This window comes from Roseicyclus persicicus (assembly GCF_012395815.1).
GTDB lineage: Bacteria > Pseudomonadota > Alphaproteobacteria > Rhodobacterales > Rhodobacteraceae > Roseicyclus > Roseicyclus persicicus.
This window is the reverse complement of record NZ_JAAZQQ010000006.1, coordinates 116,814-140,609: the sequence shown is the minus strand read 5'-3', so window position 1 is coordinate 140,609 and position 23,796 is coordinate 116,814. Positions and strand designations below refer to the sequence as shown.

The 23,796-nt window shown below is 70.9% G+C and carries 22 protein-coding genes; 18 read left to right on the top strand and 4 right to left on the bottom strand.

All coding sequences use genetic code 11. From position 1 onward, the window contains the following. Positions 1-41 precede the first annotated feature (41 nt). From acuI to HCU73_RS16005, 5 genes are all read left to right on the top strand, one after another. Positions 42-1,034 carry an acryloyl-CoA reductase gene (acuI, locus tag HCU73_RS16025; RefSeq protein WP_168624491.1) on the top strand — a complete coding sequence of 331 codons (993 nt, stop codon included), beginning with the start codon at positions 42-44 and terminating at the stop codon, positions 1,032-1,034. A 166-nt stretch (positions 1,035-1,200) separates the two neighbouring features. Next, positions 1,201-1,917 carry an RlmE family RNA methyltransferase gene (locus tag HCU73_RS16020; RefSeq protein WP_168624490.1) on the top strand — a complete coding sequence of 239 codons (717 nt, stop codon included), beginning with the start codon at positions 1,201-1,203 and terminating at the stop codon, positions 1,915-1,917. A gap of 81 nt (positions 1,918-1,998) precedes the next feature. Continuing rightward, positions 1,999-3,453, top strand: a complete 1,455-nt coding sequence (gene guaB, locus HCU73_RS16015) for an IMP dehydrogenase (RefSeq protein WP_168624489.1) — start codon at positions 1,999-2,001, stop codon at positions 3,451-3,453. A gap of 31 nt (positions 3,454-3,484) precedes the next feature. After that, positions 3,485-4,642, top strand: a complete 1,158-nt coding sequence (locus tag HCU73_RS16010; protein WP_168624488.1) for an RsmB/NOP family class I SAM-dependent RNA methyltransferase — start codon at positions 3,485-3,487, stop codon at positions 4,640-4,642. Between the two features lie 204 nt (positions 4,643-4,846). Then, positions 4,847-7,066 (top strand): ATP-binding response regulator, encoded by a 2,220-nt coding sequence (locus HCU73_RS16005; RefSeq protein ID WP_420853590.1) that lies wholly within the window; start codon positions 4,847-4,849, stop codon positions 7,064-7,066. Here HCU73_RS16005 and HCU73_RS16000 read toward each other — a convergent pair whose 3' ends face one another. Further along, positions 7,067-7,660, bottom strand: a complete 594-nt coding sequence (locus HCU73_RS16000) for a sulfotransferase family protein (protein ID WP_168624487.1) — start codon at positions 7,658-7,660, stop codon at positions 7,067-7,069. Between the two features lie 184 nt (positions 7,661-7,844). Here HCU73_RS16000 and recA point away from each other — a divergent pair, with 184 nt between their 5' ends. The 3 genes from recA (at position 7,845) to HCU73_RS15985 (ending at position 12,114) form a co-directional block, all read left to right on the top strand. Continuing rightward, positions 7,845-8,921, top strand: coding sequence for a recombinase RecA (gene recA, locus HCU73_RS15995; RefSeq protein ID WP_168624486.1), 1,077 nt, complete (start codon positions 7,845-7,847; stop codon positions 8,919-8,921). A 237-nt stretch (positions 8,922-9,158) separates the two neighbouring features. Then, positions 9,159-11,819 (top strand): alanine--tRNA ligase, encoded by a 2,661-nt coding sequence (gene alaS, locus HCU73_RS15990; protein WP_168624485.1) that lies wholly within the window; start codon positions 9,159-9,161, stop codon positions 11,817-11,819. A gap of 4 nt (positions 11,820-11,823) precedes the next feature. Next, positions 11,824-12,114 (top strand): DUF1330 domain-containing protein, encoded by a 291-nt coding sequence (locus HCU73_RS15985; protein ID WP_168624484.1) that lies wholly within the window; start codon positions 11,824-11,826, stop codon positions 12,112-12,114. A gap of 4 nt (positions 12,115-12,118) precedes the next feature. On the opposite strand, the gene HCU73_RS15980 is transcribed toward HCU73_RS15985, so the two are convergent. Both HCU73_RS15980 and HCU73_RS15975 read right to left on the bottom strand, forming a co-directional pair. After that, a complete protein-coding gene (locus tag HCU73_RS15980; protein ID WP_168624483.1) occupies positions 12,119-12,355 on the bottom strand; it encodes a hypothetical protein in 237 nt (78 codons plus the stop codon). Positions 12,356-12,365: 10 nt separating this feature from the next. Then, positions 12,366-13,019 carry an alpha/beta hydrolase gene (locus HCU73_RS15975; RefSeq protein WP_168624482.1) on the bottom strand — a complete coding sequence of 218 codons (654 nt, stop codon included), beginning with the start codon at positions 13,017-13,019 and terminating at the stop codon, positions 12,366-12,368. A gap of 167 nt (positions 13,020-13,186) precedes the next feature. Here HCU73_RS15975 and iscR point away from each other — a divergent pair, with 167 nt between their 5' ends. The 10 genes from iscR (at position 13,187) to HCU73_RS15925 (ending at position 22,169) form a co-directional block, all read left to right on the top strand. After that, entirely contained in the window at positions 13,187-13,648 is a 462-nt protein-coding gene (iscR, locus tag HCU73_RS15970) for a Fe-S cluster assembly transcriptional regulator IscR (RefSeq protein WP_168624481.1), read from the top strand. A 145-nt stretch (positions 13,649-13,793) separates the two neighbouring features. Continuing rightward, positions 13,794-14,837, top strand: a complete 1,044-nt coding sequence (locus HCU73_RS15965; protein WP_168624480.1) for a cysteine desulfurase family protein — start codon at positions 13,794-13,796, stop codon at positions 14,835-14,837. Between the two features lie 119 nt (positions 14,838-14,956). Then, a complete protein-coding gene (gene sufB / locus HCU73_RS15960) occupies positions 14,957-16,477 on the top strand; it encodes a Fe-S cluster assembly protein SufB (RefSeq protein ID WP_168624479.1) in 1,521 nt (506 codons plus the stop codon). A 49-nt stretch (positions 16,478-16,526) separates the two neighbouring features. After that, entirely contained in the window at positions 16,527-16,838 is a 312-nt protein-coding gene (locus HCU73_RS15955; RefSeq protein WP_168624478.1) for a heavy metal-binding domain-containing protein, read from the top strand. Positions 16,839-16,928: 90 nt separating this feature from the next. Beyond that, complete coding sequence (locus HCU73_RS15950; RefSeq protein WP_168624477.1) at positions 16,929-17,747, top strand: polysaccharide pyruvyl transferase family protein; 819 nt, start codon at positions 16,929-16,931, stop codon at positions 17,745-17,747. A 34-nt stretch (positions 17,748-17,781) separates the two neighbouring features. Further along, positions 17,782-18,537 (top strand): Fe-S cluster assembly ATPase SufC, encoded by a 756-nt coding sequence (gene sufC, locus HCU73_RS15945; RefSeq protein ID WP_168624476.1) that lies wholly within the window; start codon positions 17,782-17,784, stop codon positions 18,535-18,537. Further along, positions 18,537-19,838 (top strand): SufB/SufD family protein, encoded by a 1,302-nt coding sequence (locus HCU73_RS15940; RefSeq protein WP_168624475.1) that lies wholly within the window; start codon positions 18,537-18,539, stop codon positions 19,836-19,838. Before sufC ends, HCU73_RS15940 begins: the two co-directional genes overlap by 1 nt. A 1-nt stretch (position 19,839) precedes the next feature. After that, a complete protein-coding gene (locus HCU73_RS15935) occupies positions 19,840-20,349 on the top strand; it encodes a YIP1 family protein (protein WP_168624474.1) in 510 nt (169 codons plus the stop codon). Then, positions 20,346-20,945, top strand: coding sequence for a Yip1 family protein (locus HCU73_RS15930; RefSeq protein WP_168624473.1), 600 nt, complete (start codon positions 20,346-20,348; stop codon positions 20,943-20,945). Before HCU73_RS15935 ends, HCU73_RS15930 begins: the two co-directional genes overlap by 4 nt. After that, positions 20,946-22,169 (top strand): cysteine desulfurase, encoded by a 1,224-nt coding sequence (locus tag HCU73_RS15925; RefSeq protein ID WP_168624472.1) that lies wholly within the window; start codon positions 20,946-20,948, stop codon positions 22,167-22,169. It begins immediately after the preceding gene. 36 nt (positions 22,170-22,205) lie between these two features. Here the strand turns inward: HCU73_RS15925 and HCU73_RS15920 are convergent, their stop codons facing one another. Then, positions 22,206-23,705, bottom strand: a complete 1,500-nt coding sequence (locus HCU73_RS15920) for a fused MFS/spermidine synthase (RefSeq protein ID WP_168624471.1) — start codon at positions 23,703-23,705, stop codon at positions 22,206-22,208. Positions 23,706-23,796 lie beyond the last annotated feature (91 nt).

Below are 23,796 nucleotides of genomic sequence, written 5' to 3'. Positions count from 1 at the left end.
TCGCGCGATCTTCGCGTGACGCAGGAAGAAGGGGAAACGACATGGCATTCCGCGCGCTGGTGGTGGAGAAGGACGAGGACGGCAAGACGCACGGCGCCGTGCAGACGCTGAGCGAGGACCGGCTGCCCGCGGGCGACGTGACGGTCGCCGTCGAGTATTCCACCGTGAACTACAAGGACGGGCTCTGCCTCGGGCCGGGCGGCGGCTTGGTGCGAAGCTACCCGCATGTGCCCGGAATCGACTTTGCCGGCACGGTCGAGGCGTCGGACGATCCGCGCTACAGCCCCGGCGACAAGGTGGTGCTGACCGGCTGGCGCGTGGGCGAGGTGCACTGGGGCGGCTACGCCGAGAAGGCGCGCGTCAAGGCCGACTGGCTGGTGCCGCTGCCCGGGGGGCTGACGACGCGGGCGGCGATGGCCGTGGGCACGGCGGGCTTCACCGCGATGCTGGCGGTGATGGCGCTTGAGGATCACGGACTAACCCCTTCGAACGGCGAGGTTCTGGTCACCGGTGCCGCGGGCGGCGTGGGGTCGGTGGCGACCGCGATCCTGGCGCATCTCGGCTACGAGGTGGCGGCCGTCACCGGGCGGCCCGAGCAGGAGGGCTACCTGAAGGGCCTGGGTGCCGCGCGCATCGTCGCGCGGGAGGAGCTGGCCGAGACGGTCAAGCGGCCGCTCGAGGCCGAGACCTGGGCGGGCTGCGTCGATGCCGTGGGCGGCGCGATGCTGGCCCGCGTGCTGGGGCAGATGAAATACGGCGCCTCCGTCGCGGCGGTGGGGCTTGCGGGCGGCGCGGCCCTGCCGGCGACGGTGATCCCGTTCCTGCTGCGGGGCGTGAACCTGCTGGGCATCGACAGCGTGATGCAGCCCTACGACGCCCGCGTCCGGGCCTGGGAGCGGATCGCGCGCGACCTGCCGATGGAGAAGCTCGAGGCGATGGTCGAGCCCGCGGGGCTGGCGGACCTGCCGGGTCTGGGCGCCGCGATCCTCAAGGGGCAGGTGCGGGGGCGCGTGGTCGTCGACGTGCGCGCCTGATCGCAGCGCTGGGGTTGCGCCGGCTGCGCCGTCGCCGGGGGCGCGCCGCGGTGCGCGGCGCGGGCCCCTTGGCGGGCGAGGCGCGCCGATCCGGGCGCTGGCCCTTTCCCTTGCGTGCCGCCGTGCGTATTTGGGGAAAGATGAAGCCAGGGGCGCGGAGACGGGGATGGTGAAGGGGCCGAGCGGCAAGTCGGGCAGCGGGCGCGGGCAGCGCGAGCTGCGGGCGAAGGTCAAGACCGCGCGCGGGCGCAAGCTGAGCTCCACCCTGTGGCTGGAGCGGCAGCTGAACGACCCCTATGTCCAGCGCGCGCGGCGCGAGGGGTATCGCGGGCGCGCCGCGTACAAGATCATGGAGCTTGACGACAAGTTCCGCTTCCTCGTGCCGGGGGCGCGGGTGGTCGACCTCGGCTGCGCGCCGGGGGGGTGGTGCCAGGTGGCGGTGCCGCGGATCAACGCGCTGGGGGAGAAGCCGGGCAAGCCGGTGGGCCGGATCATCGGCGTGGACCTGCAGGAGGTGGAGCCGATCGCGGGAGCCGAGCTGCATGTGCTGGATTTCATGGAGGACGGCGCGGACGAGACGGTGAAGGGCTGGCTCGGCGGCAAGGCGGACGTGGTGATGAGCGACATGGCGGCGGCCTCCTCGGGACACAAGGCGACGGACCACCTGCGGATCGTGGCGCTCTGCGAGGCGGCGGCGGAGCTGGCCTTCGACGTGCTGGAGGAGGGGGGCACCTTCGTGGCCAAGGTGCTGGCGGGGGGCGCCGAGGGCAGCCTGCAGACGCTCCTGAAGCAGCGCTTCGACAAGGTGGCCAACGTGAAGCCGCCGGCGAGCCGGTCGGACAGTTCGGAAAAGTTCGTCGTGGCGACGGGATTCCGCGGCTGAAGCGCCCCGGATTTCGGTCTTTCCCTTCCCCGCGCCCCATGAGATAGGGACGTGCCAACGCCGAAGCCCAAGGAGACCCCGATGGAGATTCGCGAGGCACTCACCTTTGACGACGTCCTGCTGGTGCCGGGGGCAAGCTCGGTCCTGCCGTCCGAGGCGGACACGCGCACCCGGGTGACGAAGTCGATCACCCTGAACATCCCGCTGCTCAGTTCCGCCATGGACACCGTGACCGAGGCGCGCATGGCCATCGCCATGGCGCAGGCCGGCGGCATGGGCGTGATCCACCGCAACCTCGACGTCGAGGCGCAGGCGCGCGAGGTGCGCCGCGTGAAGCGATTCGAGAGCGGGATCGTCTACAACCCCGTCACCCTGACGCCCGAGCAGACGCTGGCCGATGCCCGCGCGCTGATGGAGCGCTACGGCTTCACCGGCTTCCCGGTGGTGGACGAACAGCGCCGGGTAGTCGGCATCGTCACCAACCGCGACATGCGCTTCGCCCAGCGGGACGACACGCCGGTGCGGGTGATGATGACGGCGGACAACCTCGCCATCCTGCGCGAGCCCGCCGACCGGGCCGAGGCGATCAGCCTGATGAAGGCGCGGCGCATCGAGAAGCTCCTGGTGACCGATGCGGAGGGCAAGCTGACGGGCCTGCTGACGCTGAAGGACACCGAGCGCGCGGTGCTGAACCCCAACGCCTGCAAGGACGAGCTGGGCCGGCTGCGCGTCGCCGCCGCGACGACGGTCGGCGATGCAGGCTTTGCCCGGTCCGAGGCGCTGATCGACGCGGGCTGCGACCTGATCGTGATCGACACCGCGCATGGCCATTCCGAGGGCGTGGCGCGCGCGGTCGAGCGGGTCAAGGCGCTGTCGAACGCGGTGCAGGTGGTGGCCGGCAACGTCGCCACCGGCGAGGCGACGCGGGCCCTGATCGACGCGGGCGCGGACGCGGTGAAGGTGGGGATCGGGCCGGGCTCGATCTGCACCACGCGGATCGTGGCGGGCGTGGGCGTGCCGCAGCTGACCGCGATCATGGATTGCGCCGAGGCCGCGGCGGCCAGCGGCACGCCGGTGATCGCGGATGGCGGGATCAAGTATTCGGGCGATTTCGCCAAGGCCATCGCGGCCGGCGCCCATTGCGCCATGGTCGGCAGCATGATCGCCGGCACCGACGAGAGCCCGGGCGAGGTGATCCTCTACCAGGGCCGCAGCTTCAAGAGCTACCGCGGCATGGGCAGCCTCGGCGCGATGGCGCGCGGCAGTGCCGACCGGTATTTCCAGAAGGATGCGGCCAGCGACAAGCTGGTGCCCGAGGGGATCGAGGGGCAGGTGCCCTACAAGGGGCCCGCGGGCACGGTGGTCCACCAGCTGGTGGGCGGCCTGCGCGCCGCGATGGGCTACACCGGCAACGCCACGATCGAGCAGATGCGCGCCAACTGCAAGTTCGTGCGGATCACCGGGGCGGGCCTCAAGGAATCCCATGTCCACGACGTGCAGATCACCCGCGAGAGCCCGAATTACCGTTTGGGCTGAAGGCGATGCGGGGTGATCTTGAGGTGATCCCGTGACCCCGGCGGCGCGCGTCGGGGCGGCCATCGGCGTGCTCGACGCGTGGCTGTCCGGGGTGCCGGCCGAACAGGCGCTGACCAACTGGGGCCGGGGGGCGCGCTATGCCGGGTCCAAGGACCGGGCGGCGGTGCGGGACCATGTCTACGACGTGCTGCGCGCCAAGGGCAGCTGCGCGGTGCTCGGCGGGGGCGGGACGGGTCGGGCGCTGATGCTGGGGCTGGTGCGGCTGCAGGGCGCGGACCCGGCGGCGGTCTTTACCGGCGAGGGCCATGCGCCGGCGCCGCTGACGGCCGGGGAGGCGCAGGCGGAAGGGCCGGCGCCCGACCCGCGGCTGGACGTGCCGGGCTGGACGCTGCCGATGCTGGAGGCGCGGGTGGGCGACGGGTTGCCGGCCCTGCTGGAGGGGTTCCGCCATCGCGCGCCGCTGTTCCTGCGGGTCAACCGGCGCCGCGCGACGGTCGCGCAGGCGGCGGCCCGGCTGGCCGAGGACGGGGTCGAGGCGGTGCCCGACCCGCGCGCGGCGACGGCGCTGGAGGTCACATCCGGGGCGCGCCGGGTCAAGGCCGCGGCCGCCTTTGCCGACGGCTGGGTCGAGCCGCAGGACCTGTCGGTGCAGCGCGCCGTCGCGGCGGTGGACTGGCCGGCGGGCCGCATCCTCGACTACTGCGCGGGCGGCGGCGGCAAGGCGCTGGCGCTGGCCGACCTGACCGAGGCCCGGGTCTTCGCCCATGACGCCGAACCCCGGCGGATGGCCGACCTCGCCCCGCGGGCCGCGCGCGCCGGGGTGACGGTGACGGACCTGCCGGGCGCGGGGCTGGCAGGCGCGGCGCCCTTCGACGCGGTGCTGTGCGACGTGCCCTGTTCCGGCTCGGGCACCTGGCGGCGCGACCCCGAGGCGAAGTGGCGGCTGATGCCCGAGCGGCTGTCCGCGCTGCAGGAGACGCAGGCGGCGATCCTGCGCAAGGCGGCCCGGCTGGTCGCACCGGGCGGGCGGCTGGTCTACATGACCTGCTCGCTGTTCCGGCCCGAGAACGAGGACCAGGTCGCGCGCTTTCTCGCGGCGCATCCGGGCTGGACGCCGGAGGGGCAGGGGGCGGAGACCCCGCTCACCGCCTCGGACGGGTTCTTCCACGCGGTGCTGCGCGCGCCCTGACCGCGCGCCTCTTTCGTGGCGCGGCGCGGCCGTCTTAAGTATCATTTAACCATTCGGAGGCTACACCAGCGGCGGCCCATGCCGGGCCTGGCGACCATGTGGGGGGTCCAGTTGACCAACGAGGCGGATGTTTCCCGGCGTCTGATCCCCGGATCCCGCCTTCCCGTGCAGCCGCTGGCGCTGGTGATCTTCGGCCTGTCCGCCATGCTGGGGGCGCTGGCCGTGGGCGGCACGGGGCCGGGTATCGCGCTCTGGGCGGTGACCGGCGGGGCGTTCTCGGCGGCGGCTCTGTCGGTGGCGCGCGGCCTGGTGCGCCGGCGCCGGGCGCGCGGCGACCTGCGGGCGGCGCTGAGGCTCATGGAACACGACCCCTCGGCCTGTTTCTGCACCGAGGCGGGCGGCGCGATCGTCGCCGCCAACGCCGCCGCGCGTCGGCGGTTCGGCCCCCAGGACGGGCAGCCGATGGCCCGCGCCATCGCCGGGCTGCTGCCCAACGCCGCCGCCGTGGTGTTCCGCCACGAGACCGCGCTGGAGCGCCGCCGCATCGCACACGAGACGGTGCTGACCCCCCGCGGCGCCGTGCGGCTGACCGCGCACCGGCTGGCCGAGGGGATCTTCTGGCGCGTCGACGACCAGACCGCGGCCGCCCACCACGCCGGCGAGGGCATCAGCCTGCCGATGATGGTGGTCAGCCACTCCGACACCATCCTGTCGATGAACGCGGCGATGCGCGACGTGCTCGGCCGCCGCGCCACCGCGATGGAGGAGGTGTTCGGCGAGCTGCCGGTGGTGCCGGGGCGGCGCGCGCGGCTGCTGTCCGGCGACGGCCCGATCGAGGTGATCCCCGTCGTCGTCACCGCCCGCGACGGGCGGCGCGAGGTCTATGCCGTGCCGGGGCTGGCCGAACCGCCGGCCGCCTCGGTCGCCGCCCGCGCCTTCGAGGCGCTGCCGGTGGCGCTCCTGCACATCGGGCCGGACGGGCGGCTGCTGGCCTCCAACCGGCACGCCCAGACGCTGCTCGGCATCCCGCGCGACGCCGCCGGGCCGCTGTCGCAGTTCGTCGAGGGGCTCGGCCGGCCGGTGAACGACTGGGTGATGGACACGCTGGCCGAGCGCATCCCCAACCGCCCCGAGGTCGTCCGCGCGCGTCGCCGCGAGACCGAGGTGTTCCTGCAGATCTCGCTCAGCCGCATCACCGACGGCACCGGCCCGTCGCTGCTGGCCGTGCTGCACGACGCGACCGAGCTGAAGACGCTGGAACAGCAGTTCGTCCAGAGCCAGAAGATGCAGGCCATCGGCGAGCTGGCGGGCGGGATCGCGCATGACTTCAACAACCTGCTGACCGCCATCAGCGGGCATTGCGACCTGCTGATGCTGCGCCACGACCAGGGCGACCCGGATTACGCCGACCTTGCGCAGATCAACCAGAACGCCAACCGCGCGGCCTCGCTGGTGGGGCAGCTGCTGGCCTTCTCGCGCAAGCAGACGCTGGAGCCCGAGATCCTCGATCTGCGCGACTCGATGGGCGAGCTGATGCATCTGCTGAACCGGCTCGTGGGCGAGCGGATCACCCTCGCCCTGAGCCACGACCCCGCGCTGCTGCCGATCCGCGCCGACCGCCGGCAGCTGGACCAGGTGATCATGAACCTCGTCGTCAACGCGCGCGACGCCATGCCCGAGGGCGGCGAGATCCGGGTCGAGACCCGGATGGTCACGCTGGCCGAGCCGCTGTTCCGCGACCGCGCCGAGGTGCCGCCGGGCCGCTACGTCACCATCCGCGTGCGCGACCAGGGCCACGGCATCCCGCCCGACAAGCTGTCGCGGATCTTCGAGCCCTTCTTCACCACCAAGCGCGTGGGCGAGGGCACCGGGCTCGGGCTCAGCATGGCCTACGGGATCGTCAAGCAGACCGGCGGCTACATTTTCGTGGACAGCGTGGTGGGGGTGGGGTCCACCTTCACCATCTACGTCCCCGCCCATGACGCCGCCCCCGAGGCCGAGGCCGCCGCCGACGGCTCGGCCCCCGCGGCCGCGACCGACGCCGCGCCGGGCGCGAGGCCGCAGGGCGTGGTCCTGCTGGTGGAGGACGAGGCGCCGGTGCGGGCCTTCGCGGCGCGCGCGCTGCGGCTCCGGGGCTACACTGTGATCGAGGCCGCCTGCGCCGAGGAGGCGCTGGAGCGGCTGGGCGACGCCTCGCTCGAGATCGACCTGTTCCTGACCGACGTGGTGATGCCGGGCATGGACGGCCCGTCCTGGGTGCGCCGGGCGCTGGAGATGCGGCCGGACGTCAAGGTCGTGTTCGTCTCGGGCTATGCCGAGGATCAGCTCGAGGACGGCTCGATCGGCATCCCGAACTCGGTGTTCCTGCCCAAGCCCTTCTCGCTCAGCGACCTGACCGAGACCGTGCGCCGGCAGCTGCATTGATCAGCCGAGCTGCTCCCAGAGCCGGAAATCGGCGGCCGCCTCGCGCCGGAGCCGCGCCTCGAGCGCGGGGTCCAGCGCCAGCGGCGCCTTGGGCGAGACATTGCGGCGCGGCAGGTCCAACCTGACTGAGAGCCGCGCCTCGAGGAAGGCCACGGCCTTGTCCAGAGCCTCGTAGCGGAACAGGTGGTCGACGATGATCTTGCCGTCGCCGTCCGACACGAAGCGCGAGGGCCGCCCGACGCGGGCGAATTCCGGCTCGGGGTCGCTCAGCCAGCCCTCGACGAAGGCGTCGAAGCCGATCCCCGCGGTCGAGGTCTCGCTGCCCGCGATCTCGGGCCGGGCGCGGTAGCGGTACCAGCTGCCCAGCCAGTCGAGCGGCTCGCGGATCACCGCCATCGTCTCCATCCGCCGCGTGCCCCGGTTCTCGAAGAAGGGCGCCAGCTGGTTGCGCCAGCGCCGAGCGGTGACGTGCTTCTTGTCGGGCGGGTTCAGGATCGCGGCGTCGGCATGGGGCAGGAGCGCGGCCTCGAGCGCGGTCGTCCCCGTCTTGGGCACCGCGAGCAGCACCAGCCTTGCCTTCCAGAACACCAGCATCCGTCCCCCTCCGCGCCGCACCGGCCGCGTCAACGACTCCTTAACCCTTCGGGGCAATCCTCGGCGCGTGCAAGATTTCCCTTGCCATGTTCGCGTTTTGTTTGCACAAAGGAAACAGAACAAGAGGTGAACACGAGCATCCCGTTGCCGCGCCCCCGGTGACGTGGAATAAGGAGCGGACCCCATGGCAACAGCGACCCTTCTCGACATGACCAACCGTATTTCCGCCGACAAGCAGAAGGCGCTCGACAGCGCGCTCGCCCAGATCGAACGCCAGTTCGGCAAGGGCTCGATAATGAAGCTCGGCGGCGACAACGCCATGAAGGACATCGAGGCGACGTCCACGGGCTCGCTGGGCCTCGACATCGCACTCGGCATCGGCGGCCTGCCCAAGGGCCGCATCATCGAGATCTACGGCCCCGAAAGCTCGGGCAAGACCACGTTGACGCTGCACTGCATCGCCGAGGAGCAGAAGAAGGGCGGCGTCTGCGCCTTCGTCGACGCCGAACACGCGCTCGACCCGCAGTACGCCAAGAAGCTGGGCGTGAACCTCGACGAGCTCCTGATCTCGCAGCCCGACACCGGCGAGCAGGCGCTGGAGATCACCGACACGCTGGTGCGCTCGGGCGCGGTCAGCATGGTGGTGGTCGACTCGGTCGCGGCGCTGACGCCGAAATCCGAGCTCGAGGGCGACATGGGCGATTCGTCCGTGGGCGTCCACGCGCGGCTCATGTCCCAGGCGATGCGCAAGCTGACGGGCTCGATCGCGCGGTCGAACTGCATGGTGATCTTCATCAACCAGATCCGCATGAAGATCGGCGTCATGTTCGGCTCCCCCGAGACGACGACGGGCGGCAACGCGCTGAAGTTCTACGCCTCCGTCCGGCTCGACATCCGCCGCATCGGGTCGATCAAGGACCGCGACGAGGTGGTGGGCAACGCGACCCGCGTGAAAGTGGTCAAGAACAAGGTGGCGCCGCCCTTCAAGCAGGTCGAGTTCGACATCATGTACGGCGAGGGCATCTCCAAGACCGGCGAATTGATCGACATGGGCGTGAAGGCCGGTGTCGTGGAGAAGTCGGGCTCCTGGTATTCCTACGGCGACGAGCGGATCGGGCAGGGGCGCGAGAACGCCAAGCAGTTCCTGCGCGACAACCCCGCGGTCGCGCTGGAGATCGAGGACAAGATCCGCGGCGCCCACGGGCTCGACTTCGGCATGGGCGCGGGCGACGACGGCCCGATGGACATGGTCGACGACTGACCGGCCTGCGGGCGCGGTGTGAGAAGGGGCGGCCGGCGGGCCGCCCTTTTTTCCGTTCGGCCGGGCGGGGTGGCGGAAAACCCGGGTTTTCCGCACGGCAAAACTCGGGTTTTGCCGTGCGTTTTCCGTGCGGAAAACGCCGCGCCCCGGACCCCACGGCGTCAAGTCCTGTGGACAGGCGAAGGTCCCGGGGATAGAGGACGGGCCTGACCCGACACCGACCCCGAGCGAGACCCGATGGCCAGCCTCAACGACATCCGCGCCACCTTCCTCGACTACTTCCGCCGCAACGACCACGAGGTCGTGGCCTCGAGCCCGCTGGTGCCGCGCAACGACCCGACGCTGATGTTCACCAACTCGGGCATGGTGCAGTTCAAGAACCTGTTCCTCGGCATCGAGCACCGCGACTACCGCCGCGCCACCACCGCGCAGAAATGCGTGCGCGCGGGCGGCAAGCACAACGACCTCGACAACGTCGGCTACACCGCGCGCCACCACACCTTCTTCGAGATGCTGGGGAATTTCAGCTTCGGCGACTACTTCAAGGCCGACGCGATCCCCTTCGCCTGGGAGCTGATCACCAGGGACTTCGGGATCGACAAGACGCGCCTGCTGACGACGGTCTACCACACCGACGACGAGGCCTTCGAGATCTGGAAGAAGGTCGGCGTCCCCGAGGACCGGATCATCCGCATCGCGACCTCCGACAATTTCTGGCAGATGGGCCCGACCGGCCCCTGCGGCCCCTGCACCGAGATCTTCTACGACCACGGCGACCACATCTGGGGCGGCCCGCCGGGCAGCGCGGACGAGGACGGCGACCGCTTCATCGAGATCTGGAACGTCGTGTTCATGCAGAACGAGCAGTTCGCCGACGGCTCCATGCGCCCGCTCGACATGCAGTCGATCGACACCGGCATGGGGCTGGAGCGGATCGGCGCGCTGCTGCAGGGCAAGCACGACAACTACGACACCGACCTGATGCGCGCGCTGATCGAGGCCTCGGCCCACGCCACCAGCGTCGATCCCGACGGCCCGCAGAAGGTGCATCACCGGGTGATCGCCGACCACCTGCGCTCCTGCTCGTTCCTGATCGCGGACGGCGTGATGCCGTCGAACGAGGGCCGCGGCTACGTGCTGCGGCGGATCATGCGGCGCGCGATGCGCCACGCGCACCAGCTGGGCGCGAAGGACCCGCTGATGCACCGGCTGGTGGGCGCGCTGGTGAGCCAGATGGGCCAGGCCTACCCGGAGCTCGGCCGCGCGCAGGCGCTGATCACCGAGACGCTGAAGCTGGAGGAGGAGCGGTTCCGCACCACGCTCGACCGCGGCCTGCGGCTGCTGGACGAGGAACTGGCGGGGCTGCCCGACGGCGCGGCGCTGCCCGGCGAGGCGGCCTTCAAGCTCTATGACACCTACGGCTTCCCGCTGGACCTGACGCAGGACGCGCTGCGCGAGAAGGGCCGCGCGGTCGACACCGCGGGCTTCGACGCCGCGATGGAGGCTCAGAAGGCCAAGGCGCGCGCCGCCTGGGCGGGCTCGGGCGAACAGGCCGATGCCGCGATCTGGTACGACCTCGCCGACAGGCACGGCTCGACCGAGTTCCTCGGCTACGACACCGAGACCGCCGAGGGGCAGCTGCTGGCCCTGGTGCGCGATGGCGCGGCGGTGGACGCCGCGACACAGGGCGAGGCGGTGACGATCGTCGTCAACCAGACGCCCTTCTATGGCGAGAGCGGCGGCCAGGTGGGCGACACCGGCATGATCCGCACCGCGACGGGCGCGGCCCGCGTGACCGACACCAAGAAGGTCGCGGGGCTGTTCCTGCACCTCGCCGAGGTGACGGAGGGCGAGGTGAAGCCGGGGCAGGGCGCGGAGCTGGAGGTGGACCACGGGCGCCGCACCACGATCCGCGCCAATCACTCCGCCACGCACCTGCTGCACGAGGCGCTGCGCCGCGCGCTCGGCGATCACGTCGCGCAGCGGGGCAGCCTCAACGCGCCCGACCGGCTGCGCTTCGACTTCAGCCACGGCAAGGCGCTGAGCCCGGCCGAGCTGCAGCAGGTCGAGCGCGAGGTGAACGACTTCATCCGCCAGAACACGGCCGTCGAGACCCGGATCATGACGCCGGACGCGGCGCGCGAGATCGGGGCGCAGGCGCTTTTCGGCGAGAAATACGGCGACGAGGTGCGGGTGGTGTCGATGGGCGCGCTGCCGGGCTCGGGCAAGGGCACGGACGGGCGGACCTATTCGATCGAGCTCTGCGGCGGCACCCATGTGCGGCAGACGGGCGACATCGGCGTCTTCGTGGCGCTGGGGGACAGCGCGTCGTCCGCGGGCGTGCGGCGGATCGAGGCGCTGACCGGCCCCGCGGCCTTTGCCTACCTGTCCGAGCAGGACCAGCGCGTGGGCGCGCTGGCGCAGGAGATGAACGCGACGCCGGCCGAGCTCATCGACCGCGTGCGCGCACTCAAGGACGAGCGCCGCAAGCTGGAGAACGAGGTCGCGCAGCTGCGCCGGCAGCTCGCCATGGCGGGCGGCGCGGGCGCCGCGGCCCCGGCCGCGCGCGAGGTGAACGGCATCGCCTTCCACGCGCAGGCGCTGACCGGCGTCACCGGCAAGGATCTTGCGGGCCTGATCGACGAGCACAAGGCGCGGATGGGCTCGGGCGCGGTGCTGCTGATCGCCGACACCGGCGACAAGGCGGCGGTCGCGGCGGGCGTCACCGCGGACCTGGCCGGCCGCGTCTCGGCGGTCGACCTGGTGCGCGCGGCGGTCGAGACCATGGGCGGCAAGGGTGGCGGCGGCCGGCCCGATTTCGCCCAGGGCGGCGCCAAGGATGCCAGCCAGTCCGAGGCGGCCATCGCCGCCGCCGAATCCGTCCTCAAGGGAGCCTGAGACGATGCCCGCAGCCTTCTGGATCGCCCATGTGACCGTGTCCGACGACGCGGCCTATGCCAAGTATGCGGCCCTTGCGACCAAGGCCATCGCCGAGCACGGGGGCGTCTTCCTCGCCCGCGGCGGGCAGGCCATCCAGAAGGAGGGGCGCGCCCATCCGCGGAACGTGGTGGCGAAGTTCCCGAGCCTGGCCGCGGCCAACGCCTGCTACGAGAGCGCGACCTACCAGGAGGCGCTGAGCCACGCGCAGGGCGCGTCGGAGCGCGATCTCGTGCTGGTCGAGGCGCTGGAGTAGCGCCTCAGCCGGGCGGCGCGGCGGCCTTGGCGGCGGCGACGCGGGCCTCGAGCAGCTTGCGCGCGCGGGCCTCGGCCACGCGGACCCGCACCAGGGTGCGGAACAGCTCCTCCGTCGTGGGCGAGGAGGCGCCCACGGCCTGCGCGATGGTCTCGATCAGCCGGTCATCGCCGATCTCCTCCGCCGCGGCGATGGTGTCCCGCGCGAGCTGATCGGCCAGTTCCTCGGCGATGCGGCTCATGGCCCGTCCCTCAGCGCGTGGTCTCGGTCAGCCGGCGGCGCACGTAGGCCTGCACCCGGTCGATCATCGGGTCCATGTGCGGATCTTCGAAGAAGTGGCCGGCGCCCTCCACCTCGTCGTGGGTGATGGTGATGCCCTTCTGTTCGTGCAGCTTGTCGACGAGGATGCGGGTGTCCTGCGGCTTGGCCACGCGGTCGGAGGCGCCGTTGATGATGAGCCCTGAGGCCGGGCAGGGCGCGAGGAAGCTGAAGTCGTACATGTTGGCCGGCGGGCTGACCGAGACGAAGCCCGTGATCTCGGGCCGCCGCATCAGCAGCTGCATCCCGATCCAGGCCCCGAAGGAAAAGCCCGCGACCCAGCAATGCTTGGAATTGGGGTTCATCGACTGCAGGTAGTCGAGCGCCGAGGCGGCATCGCTGAGTTCGCCGATGCCCTGGTCGTATTCGCCCTGGCTGCGCCCGACGCCGCGGAAGTTGAACCGCAGCACCGTGAAGCCGATCTTGTGGAAGGCGTAGTGCAGGTTGTAGACGACCCGGTTGTTCATCGTGCCGCCGAACTGCGGGTGCGGGTGCAGGATGATGGCGATCGGCGCGTCCTTCACCTTCTGCGGATGGTAGCGGCCTTCGAGCCGGCCTTCGGGGCCGGGGAAAATCACCTCGGGCAATCCATGTCTCCTTCCGGGTGGTCCGTCGGGGCGCGTGCGCTTGACGCGTCACGGGCCGCTCCCTAGAACCGTTCCAATCTGGCCGGCGCCGGCAAGCCGCGTCGGGGTCGATCCGCAGTTAAGCGTGCCGGCCCGAAAGGTCAATCTTTGCAGGGGGCGGGGGGGCGATGAAGCTCAGCACCAAGGGGCGCTACGCGATGGTGGCGATGACCGACCTCGCCATGCAGAGGGGCGAGGGGCTGGTGGCGCTGTCGGAGCTGTCGAAGCGGCAGGACATTTCCTTGCCCTACCTGGAGCAGCTGTTCGTCAAGCTCAGGCGCGCGGGGCTGGTCGAGTCGGCGCGGGGGCCGGGCGGCGGCTACCGTCTGGCGCGGCCGTCGAGCGAGATCCGGGTGGTGGAGATCTTCGCCGCCGTCGACGAGACGGTGAGCGCGCTGCACACCGGGGCGGGGGCGACGGGCGCGGTGTCGGGCACGCGGGCGCAGTCGATGACGAACCGGCTGTGGGAGAGCCTGTCGGCGCATGTCTACGTGTTCCTGCACCAGACGCGGCTGTCGGACGTGGTGCAGAACGACCTGACGCCCTGCCCGGCGGTGCCGACGCTGTTCGAGGTGGTCGACGAGGGCTGAGGCAGGGGTTGCGCCGGCTGCGCCGTCGCCGGGGGGCGATTTGCTGGGCAAATCGCGCCTGTGGCCGCGGCGGGGCGCCGGGTCGGCCGGGCGCCGGTGGCGGTGTCGGGCTTGCGTATTTGGGGAAAGATGAAGCAGGGGCGCGATGGCGCGGGTCTATCTGGATTGGAACGCGACGGCGCCGCTGAGGCCCGAGGCGCGGGCGGCGATGGTCGAGGCGATGGACCTCGTGGGGAACCCGTCCTCGGTCCATGCCGAGGGGCGGGCGGCCAAGGCGCTGATGGAGCGGGCGCGGGGCGATCTGGCCGAGGCGCTGGGGGCGGGGGCGGCGGATGTCGTCTTCGTGTCGGGGGCGACCGAGGCCGCGGCGCTGGCGCTGGCGGGGCGGGGGTTGCACGGGGCGGCGATCGAGCATGACGCGGTGCGCGCCTGGGTGACGGAGGACCTGGCAGTGGACGCGAACGGCCGCGTGGCGGTGGCCGATCCGGGCACGAGCACGCTGCAGCTGGCCAATTCCGAGACGGGCGTGGTGCAGGACCTGCCCGGGGGGCTGGCGGTCAGCGACTGGACGCAAGGCTTCGGCAAGCTGCCGGTGGCCTTCGACTGGTCGGGGGTCGAGATGGCCTTTGTCTCGGCGCACAAGATCGGCGGGCCGAAGGGGGTGGGGGCGCTGGTGCTGCGCCGCGGGCTGGATGTCGACCCGCGCATCCGGGGCGGCGGGCAGGAGATGGGGCGGCGGTCGGGGACTGAAAACCTTGTCGGCATCGCCGGATTCGCCGCCGCGGCGCGGGCCGCGGCCCGCGATCTGGCCGAGGGCGCGTGGGAGCGGGTGGACAAACTTAGAAATATTCTAGAAAAGACTCTGGAAGCCTCGGCAAGAGAGACTATTTTTGTCGGGAAAGGCGTGTCGCGCCTGCCGAACACCTCGCTGATGGTCACGCCCGGCTGGAAGGGCGAGACGCAGGTGATGCAGATGGATCTCGCCGGTTTCGCGGTCTCCGCGGGGTCGGCCTGTTCCTCGGGCAAGGTGAAGGCAAGCTCGGTCCTGCGGACCATGGGGCTGTCGGAGGGCGACGCGGGTTGCGCGCTGCGGGTCTCGCTGGGGCCCGCCACGACCGAGGCGGAGGTGACGGCCTTCGCCGAGGCCTGGATCGCCGCCCATGACCGCTTCCGGCGGCGCGGGCGGTAGCGGACGCGACGGGCGGGATATGCAAGGGGCCTCGTGCGCGACGGGGCCGGAAAACGGGACGGGGGTCAGCCCCCGAGGACAGGGACCGGCCGTGGCGCCGGCGACACGGAGGAACGATCATGACCGCACTCGACAGCGACATCCGCGAGGGCGTGGACCGCGAAACCGTCGAGACCGTCCAGGCGATGGGCGGCAAGTACAAGTACGGCTGGTCGACCGACATCGAGATGGACTACGCGCCCAAGGGCGTGAACGAGGACATCGTCCGCCTGATCTCGGAGAAGAACAACGAGCCCGAGTGGATGACCGACTGGCGGCTGCAGGCGTTCAAGCGCTGGAAGCAGATGGAGGAGCCGACCTGGGCGATGGTGCACTACCCGGCCATCGACTACCAGGACCAGTATTACTACGCCAAGCCCAAGAGCATGGCGGAAAAGCCCAAGTCGCTGGACGAGGTGGACCCCAAGCTGCTGGCCACCTACGAGAAGCTGGGCATCCCGCTGAAGGAGCAGCTGATCCTCGCCGGCGTCGAGGGGGCCGAGGATGCGCCGGCCGAGGGCCGCAAGGTGGCCGTGGACGCGGTGTTCGATTCGGTCAGCGTGGGCACCACGTTCCAGAAGGAGCTGGAGAAGGCGGGCGTCATCTTCTGCTCGATCTCGGAGGCGATCCAGAAGCACCCCGAGCTGGTCAAGAAATACCTCGGCTCGGTCGTGCCGATCACCGACAACTTCTTTGCCACGCTGAACAGCGCGGTGTTCTCGGACGGCTCCTTCGTCTACATCCCGCCAGGGGTGCGCTGCCCGATGGAGCTGTCGACCTATTTCCGCATCAATGCCGAGAACACGGGCCAGTTCGAGCGGACGCTGATCATCGCCGACAAGGGCAGCTACGTGTCCTACCTCGAGGGCTGCACGGCGCCCAAGCGCGAGACGCACCAGCTGCACGCGGCGGTGGTCGAGCTGGTGGCGCTGGACGACGCCGAGATCAAGTATTCGACGGTGCAGAACTGGTACCCGGGCGACGAGGAAGGCCGGGGCGGCATCTACAACTTCGTGACCAAGCGCGCGGACTGCCGCGGCGACCGGTCCAAGGTGATGTGGACGCAGGTCGAGACCGGCAGCGCGATCACCTGGAAATACCCGTCCTGCATCCTGCGCGGCGACGACAGCCAGGGCGAGTTCTATTCCATCGCCATCGCCAACAACGCCCAGCAGGCCGACACCGGCACAAAGATGGTGCACCTGGGCAAGCGCACCAAGTCGCGCATCGTGTCCAAGGGCATCAGCGCGGGCCGCGCGCAGAACACCTATCGCGGCCTCGTGTCGATGCACCCCAAGGCCAAGGACAGCCGCAACTACACCCAGTGCGACAGCCTGCTGATCGGCGACAAGTGCGGGGCCCACACGGTTCCCTACATCGAGGTCAAGAACAACTCCTCCCGCGTCGAGCACGAGGCGACCACGTCGAAGGTGGACGAGGACCAGATGTTCTACTGCCGGTCCCGCGGGATCGGCGAGGAGGAGGCGGTGGCCCTGATCGTCAACGGCTTCGCCCGCGAGGTGCTGCAGGCGCTGCCGATGGAGTTCGCCATGGAGGCGCAGCAGCTGGTGGCGATCTCGCTGGAAGGCTCGGTGGGCTGACACCATGCCCTGGGGCCGCAGCGGCGCCGAACCGCCAAGGAGGACGCGCATGATCGTGACCACCACCCCCTCGGTCGAGGGCAGCCGGATCACGGCCTACCACGGCATCGTGGTGGGCGAGGCGATCCTGGGGGCCAACGTGTTCCGCGACCTGTTCGCCGGGATCACCGACATCATCGGCGGGCGGTCGGGCGCCTACGAGGAGGAACTCGGCCGCGCCCGGGAAACCGCCCTGTCCGAGATGGAGGACCGCGCCCGCGACCTCGGCGCCAACGCCGTGGTGGGCGTCGATCTCGATTACGAGGTCATCAACAACATGCTGATGGTGTCGGCCTCCGGCACCGCCGTCACGGTCGGCTGAGGCGGGCGGCGGCATGGCAGGCGCATATCACATCGACGCGGCCCGCGCGGCCGGGGCCCGGCGCGGCGGCGCCGCCGGAGGGGCGTGACCATGCGGGACGCGGCGACACCGGCGGAGCCCCTGAAGCTCCACCACTGGGGCGCGCCGAATTTCGGCGACACGCTCAGCCGCCTTGTGGTCGAGCGCGTCTCGGGCCGCCGGGTGGTGGTCGTGGGCCCGCGGCAGGCCGAGCTGTTCGCCATCGGGTCGCTGATGCATGTGGCCGCCAAGCATTTCGCGGTGCCGCGCCCGGGGCCGCGCCCGATCCTGTGGGGGACGGGGCTGCTGAACCCGATCTTCCGCCGCGAGTTCCTCGACAACCTCGACATCCGCATCCTGCGCGGGCCGGTGGGCGCGGCGATCTGCCGGGTGCCGATGCGCGCCTTCGGCGACCCCGGCCTGTTCGCGCCCGAGGCCATCGGCCCGGTGCCGGCGCGGGCCGACCGCGTCGCCGTGGTGCCGCACCACAGCCAGATGGCCGACCCCGCCATCGCCGCCATGGTGGCGCGCGACCCGCGGCTGCACCTTGTCGATCCGCGCGGCGCGCCCGAAGCGGTCTGCGCCGCCATCGCGTCGTCGGCGCATGTGGTGTCGGCCAGCCTGCACGGGCTGGTCGTGGCCGACGCCTACGGGGTGCCCAGCACCTGGATGGACCCCGCCGAGCAGGGCCGGATGAAGTACCTCGACTACGCCGCCTCGATCGGCCGCCCGCTGCTCCACCCGGTCGCCATCGACGAGGTGCCGGCGCTGGCGCCGCGCGCGCCGACCGGGCCCTTGCCCTATGCCGAGGGGATCGCGCGCGCGCGCGAGGCCCTCCTGACCCATTTCCCGGCCGAGCTGCGCGCCGGGGCCGCCATGACCGTGGCCTGAGCCACCCCAGACAAGACCAGAGAGGACCCGATCCATGCTGAGCATCAAGAACCTGCACGTGAAACTGGAGGAAGAGGACAAGCAGATCCTCAAGGGTGTCGACCTCGAGGTCGAGGCCGGCCGCGTGCACGCGATCATGGGCCCGAACGGCTCGGGCAAGTCGACGCTGTCCTACGTGCTGTCGGGCCGCGACGGCTACGAGGTGACGGACGGGACGGCCACGCTCGAGGGCGCGGACCTGCTGGAGATGGAGGCCGAGGAGCGCGCCGCCGCGGGCCTGTTCCTGGCCTTCCAGTACCCGGTCGAGATCCCGGGCGTGGGCAACATGACCTTCCTGCGCACCGCGCTGAACGCGCAGCGCAAGGCGCGCGGCGAGGACGAGATCAGCGCCGGCGACTTCCTCAAGCTGGTGCGCGAAAAGGCCAAGGCGCTGAAGATCGACGCCGACATGCTGAAGCGGCCGGTGAACGTGGGCTTTTCGGGCGGCGAGAAGAAGCGCAACGAGATCCTGCAGATGGCCATGCTGGAACCCAAGATGTGCATCCTCGACGAGACCGATTCGGGCCTCGACGTCGACGCGATGAAGCTGGTGGCCGACGGGGTGAACGCGCTGCGCGACGCGGGCCGCGCCTTCCTCGTCATCACGCACTACCAGCGGCTGCTCGACCACATCCAGCCGGACGTGGTCCACATCATGGCCGATGGCCGCATCGTCAAGACCGGCGGACCCGAGCTGGCGCTCGAGGTCGAGCAGAACGGCTATGCCGACATCCTCGGGGAGACGGCGTGATGGCGGTGGCGCAGGCGAAACAGGACCTGACCGAGGCGCGGCTGGCGGGGCTGGAGATGCCGGCCGGCGCCGGCTGGGCGACCGAGGCGCGGCAGGGCGCGCTGGCGCGGCTGCGCGCCATGGGCCTGCCCGGGCGGCGCGACGAATACTGGCGCTACACCGATCCCACCAGCCTGACGGCCGCCGCCGCCCCGCGCGCGGCGCTGTTCGATCCCGGCGACGAGCCGCCGCTCTATGACGGGATCGACCGGCTGAAGATCGTCTTCGTCGACGGTGTCTTCGACCCGGCCCAGTCCGACGACCTGAGCGCCGAGGGGCTGGAGGTCGAGCGGCTGTCCGACGCGATGGCCAAGGACATCCACTGGGCGCGCGACCTTTACGGCGTGCTGGAAGCCCGTGGGCAGGTGCCCGTGGCCCGGCCGCTGGCGGCGCTGAACACCGCCTTTGCGACCGACGGCGTGGCGATCCGCGCGACGGGCAAGGTGTCCAGGCCCGTCAGCCTGATCTACCTGCACCGCGCCGAAACCTCCGACGCGATCCTGCACCACGTGGTGCGGGTCGAGGAGGGGGCGGACCTGACCATCCTGGAAAACGGCCCCGCCGCCGCGCGCTTCAACAAGTGCATGGAGATCAGCGTCGCCGACCGCGGCGCGTTCCACCACGTCCGCGCCCAGGGCCGTGACCACGAGCGCCGGGCGGTGACGCACATGTTCGCCCGGCTGGGCGCCGAGAGCCTCTACAAGTCCTTCACGCTGACCGCGAACGGCGTGCTGACGCGCAACGAGCATGTCGTCGAGCTGACCGGCGACGACGCGGTCGCCCATGTGGCGGGCGCCGCCATGGGCGACGGCAAGCGGGGCGCCTTCCACCACGACGACACCGTGTTCGTCACCCACGACGCGGTGAACTGCGAAAGCCGGCAGGTGTTCAAGAAGGTGCTGCGCAACGGGGCGCAGGGCGTGTTCCAGGGCAAGATCCTGGTCAAGCCCGGCGCGCAGAAGACCGACGGCTACCAGATCAGCCAGGCGCTCCTGCTGGACGAGGATTCGTCGTTCCAGGCCAAGCCCGAGCTGGAGATCTACGCCGACGACGTCAGCTGCTCGCACGGCTCGACCACCGGCGCGATCGACGAAACGGCGCTGTTCTACCTGCGCGCCCGCGGCGTGCCCAAGGACGTGGCGACCGACCTGCTGGTGCTGGCCTTCATCGACGAGGCGATCCAGGAGATCGAGGACACGCGCCTGGCCGACGACATCCGCCTCCGGCTGCAACAGTGGCTGGAGCGGCGCAGGCAGGGCTGACATGGCGGTTTCCTCGGACATCGTGGCGACCTGGCGGCGGCCCCGCCAGGTGATGCGCAAGCTCCTGTCGATGGGGCGGCGCGAGGACCGGGCGCTGGCGATCCTGATCGCGGCCTGCCTGCTGATCTTCGTCGCCCAGTGGCCGCGGCTCTCGCGCGAGGCGTTCATGGCGCCCGAGGGCGCGGCCCCGCTGGACGCGCGGCTGGCGATCACCTTCTTCGCCATGATGATGGTCTGGCCGATCCTGGCCTACGCGCTGGCGGCGGTGACGCATATCCTGGCGCGCATCGCGGGCGGGCGGGGCACGTGGTATTCCGCGCGGCTGGCGCTGTTCTGGTCGCTGCTGGCGACGTCGCCCGCATGGCTCCTGCACGGGCTGGTCGCGGGCTTCATCGGGCCGGGTCCGGCCGAGCAGGTGGTGGGGGCGCTTCTGCTCTTGGGTTTCCTTGCGATCTGGGGCATCAGCCTGAGGGAAGCGGAACGCGAGCCGGAGGCACAAGTCCCCGCATGACCCAGCTGCTCAGCCTCGGAAACCTCCTGCGCATGGCGCGCGACACGGTGTCGAACCCCCGCGAGGGCGCCGAGACCGTGCTGGCCCTCGGCCTGCCGCGGCAGGCGCTGTGGCTGGCCTTCGCGCTGGTCATCGTGCTGTCGATGATCCTGGGCGACCTGCTCTACATGCTGGCCGACCTGCCCGCCGACGAGGCGCTGACCGGCCCGCTGGGCGCCTCGCCCGTGGTGATGGGGCTGCTGCAGGCGGGGTTCCTCTACCTCATGGCCCATGCCATGGCGCGGATCGGGCAGGCCTTCGGCGGCACCGGCCGCTTCGAGGAGGCGCTGGCGCTGGTGATCTGGCTCCAGTTCATCTTTCTCTGCGTGCAGGTGGTGCAACTCGTCGCCGTGCTGGTCGTGCCGCCGGTGGCGGGGCTGATCACGCTGCTCGCCATGGGGCTGTTCCTCTGGCTCCTCGTCAATTTCGTCGCGACGCTGCACGGCTTCACCTCGCTGGGGATGGTCTTCGTGATGACCCTCCTGTCCGCCTTCGCGATCCTTTTCCTCCTGAGCCTCGTGCTGACGATGCTCGGGCTGACCTTCGGGACGACCTGAATGACCTATGACGTCGCCAAGATCCGCGCCGATTTTCCCATCCTCGCCCGCGAGGTGAACGGCAAGCCGCTGGTCTACCTCGACAACGGCGCCTCGGCGCAGAAGCCGCAGGTGGTGATCGACACCATCACGCGGGCCTATTCGATGGAATACGCCAACGTGCACCGCGGGCTGCACTACCTGTCGAACCTCGCCACCGAGAACTACGAGGCCGTGCGCGGCATCATCGCGCGGTTCCTGGGCGTGAAGGACGAGCACGAGATCGTCTTTACCAGCGGCACGACCGAGGGGATCAACCTCGTCGCCTATGGCTGGGCCATGCCGCGGATGCAGGCGGGCGACGAGATCGTCCTGACCGTGGCCGAGCACCACGCCAACATCGTGCCGTGGCATTTCCTGCGCGAGCGGCAGGGGGTGGTGCTGAAATGGGTCGATGTGGACGCCAACGGCGACCTCGACCCGCAGGCGGTGATCGACGCGATCGGGCCGAAGACGAAGCTGGTGGCGATGTCGCACATGTCGAACGTGCTTGGCACCGTCTTCGACGTGAAGCCGGTGATCGACGCGGCTCATGCGCAGGGGGTGCCGGTGCTGGTCGACGGCTCGCAGGCCGCCGTGCACATGCCCCTGAACCTCGACGCGCTGGGGGCCGATTTCTACGCGATCACGGGGCACAAGCTCTACGGGCCGTCGGGGTCGGGCGCGATGCACATCAAGGCCGCCCGCATGGCCGAGATGCGCCCCTTCATGGGCGGCGGCGACATGATCCGCGAGGTGCACCGCGACGTGGTGACGTGGAACGACCCGCCGATGAAGTTCGAGGCCGGCACCCCCGGCATCGTGCAGCAGATCGGGCTGGGGGCGGCGCTGAATTACATGATGGGCGTGGGGATGGAGAACATCGCCGCCCACGAGGCGCGGCTGACGGCCTATGCGCGGGAGCGGCTGGCGGGGCTCAACTGGCTGACGGTGCAGGGCAATTCGGCGAAGAAGGGCGCGATCTTCTCGTTCACGCTGGACGGCGCGGCCCATGCCCACGACATCTCGACCGTGCTCGACAAGAAGGGCGTCGCGGTCCGGGCCGGGCACCACTGCGCGCAGCCGCTGATGGAGCACATGGGCGTGACGGCGACCTGCCGGGCGAGCTTTGCCATGTACAACACGGAAGCCGAGGTCGACGCGCTGGTCGACGCGCTGGAGCTGTGCCACGACCTGTTCGCGTGAGGGGCAGGGGCGCCTGACGGCGCGCCCGGGCCGGGATCAGTCCGGCCGCCCCATCAGCCGGTCGATCGGCGCGTAGTCGTCGGTCAGGATCATCCCGCGGTCGGCGGCCAGGGCCTGCACGAACTGGTCGCCGAGCGCGCCGAAGGTCATCAGGTCGGGCGCGGGCGCGGTGAAGCGGTCCACCGGCGTGGGCGTCTGCCCCGCCACCACCGCGAACACCATCCGCGCGCCCGGCGCGGGCTGCGCGGCCTGGGTCCAGACCTCGACCACCGGGAACACCTCGCGCAGCGTCAGCACGATGGACCCGAGCGAGCCCAGCCGGTCCTCGTAGTCGATCACCGTCATCAGGAAGCTGCCCTCGGGCGTCAGCCGTGCCGCGACCAGCTCGTAGAACTCCCGCGTCACCAGGTGCACGGGCACCACCACGTCGGTGAAGGCATCCCCGATGATGACGTCGAAGCGCACGTCGGGCCGCACCAGCAGCGCGCGGCGGGCGTCCTCGTGCCAGATCTCGGCGCTGGCGGGGTCGAACCAGAATTCCTCGGCGGCAAGGCGCGTCACCTCGGGGTCGATCTCGGCCACGGTCATCGGGCCCGCGCCCTGCGCCAGCAGGCTCCGCGGCACCGAGAAGGAGCCGCCGCCGATGACGTAGGTCGAGAAATCCGGCCGCGGGGCGCGCATCCGCGTCAGCGTGTCGAGCATGGCGCCGTGGACGGTGAACTGCACGTAGGGCACGTCGCGGGCGCTGATGCCGTGGGCGAGGTGGTCGATCACCATCAGGTGCACCGGGCTGTTCGGGTCGGCCGACAGGTCCTCGACCCGCAGGCAGAAGTAGTGCGTCTCGCGCTGGCACTGGGCGGGGGCGGCCAGCGCGAGGCCCGCCATCCCCGCGGCGGCGGCGCCGGCGAGAAACGCAAGCGCAAGGCCCCGCGACCGGCCGAGCCAGAAGAACAGGAGCCCCGAGAAGATGTAGACGAAGGTCACCACCACCAGCGTCAGCGCCGAGCCGAGCCAGGCGATGAACACGAAGCCCGCCAGCAGCACCCCCGCGATGGCGCCCACTGCGCCTGAGGCGAACATGGCGCCAAGTGCCGGCCCCGAGCGGTCGGCATGTGCCGTGATGGCGATCTGCGCCAGCACCGGCGCCGGCACGCCCGCGAAGAAGGAGGGCAGGAAGAACACCACCATGGTCAGCGCGGTGATGCCCCAGACGGGGCTGGTGATGACCGCCAGCACCGGGCCCGCGGCGAGGGGCAGGATCAGCACCGCGGCCGCCGTCGTCACCGCCCCCGCCAGGATCGCGCCGCCGGTCCAGGCCAGCGCCCGGTCGGCCGGTTTCGCGGCCAGCCGCCCGCCCCACCAGTGCCCGGCGGAAAAGCCCGCCAGCACCACCGCGATCACCGCCGTCCAGGTGTAGAGCGACATGCCGACATGCGGCGCCAGCATCCGGCCCGCCACGATTTCCACCACCAGCGAGGCGGCCGAGATGCCGCCCTGCAATACCACCAGCAGCCAGAGCGGCGTGGCCCTCGTCATGCGTGTCCTCCCCTCGGTCCGCGCGTCGGGGCATCTGAAAACAAGCGCTGCCCCGTGGCAAGGGGCCGCGTCCCCCTGCCGCGCCGCTTGC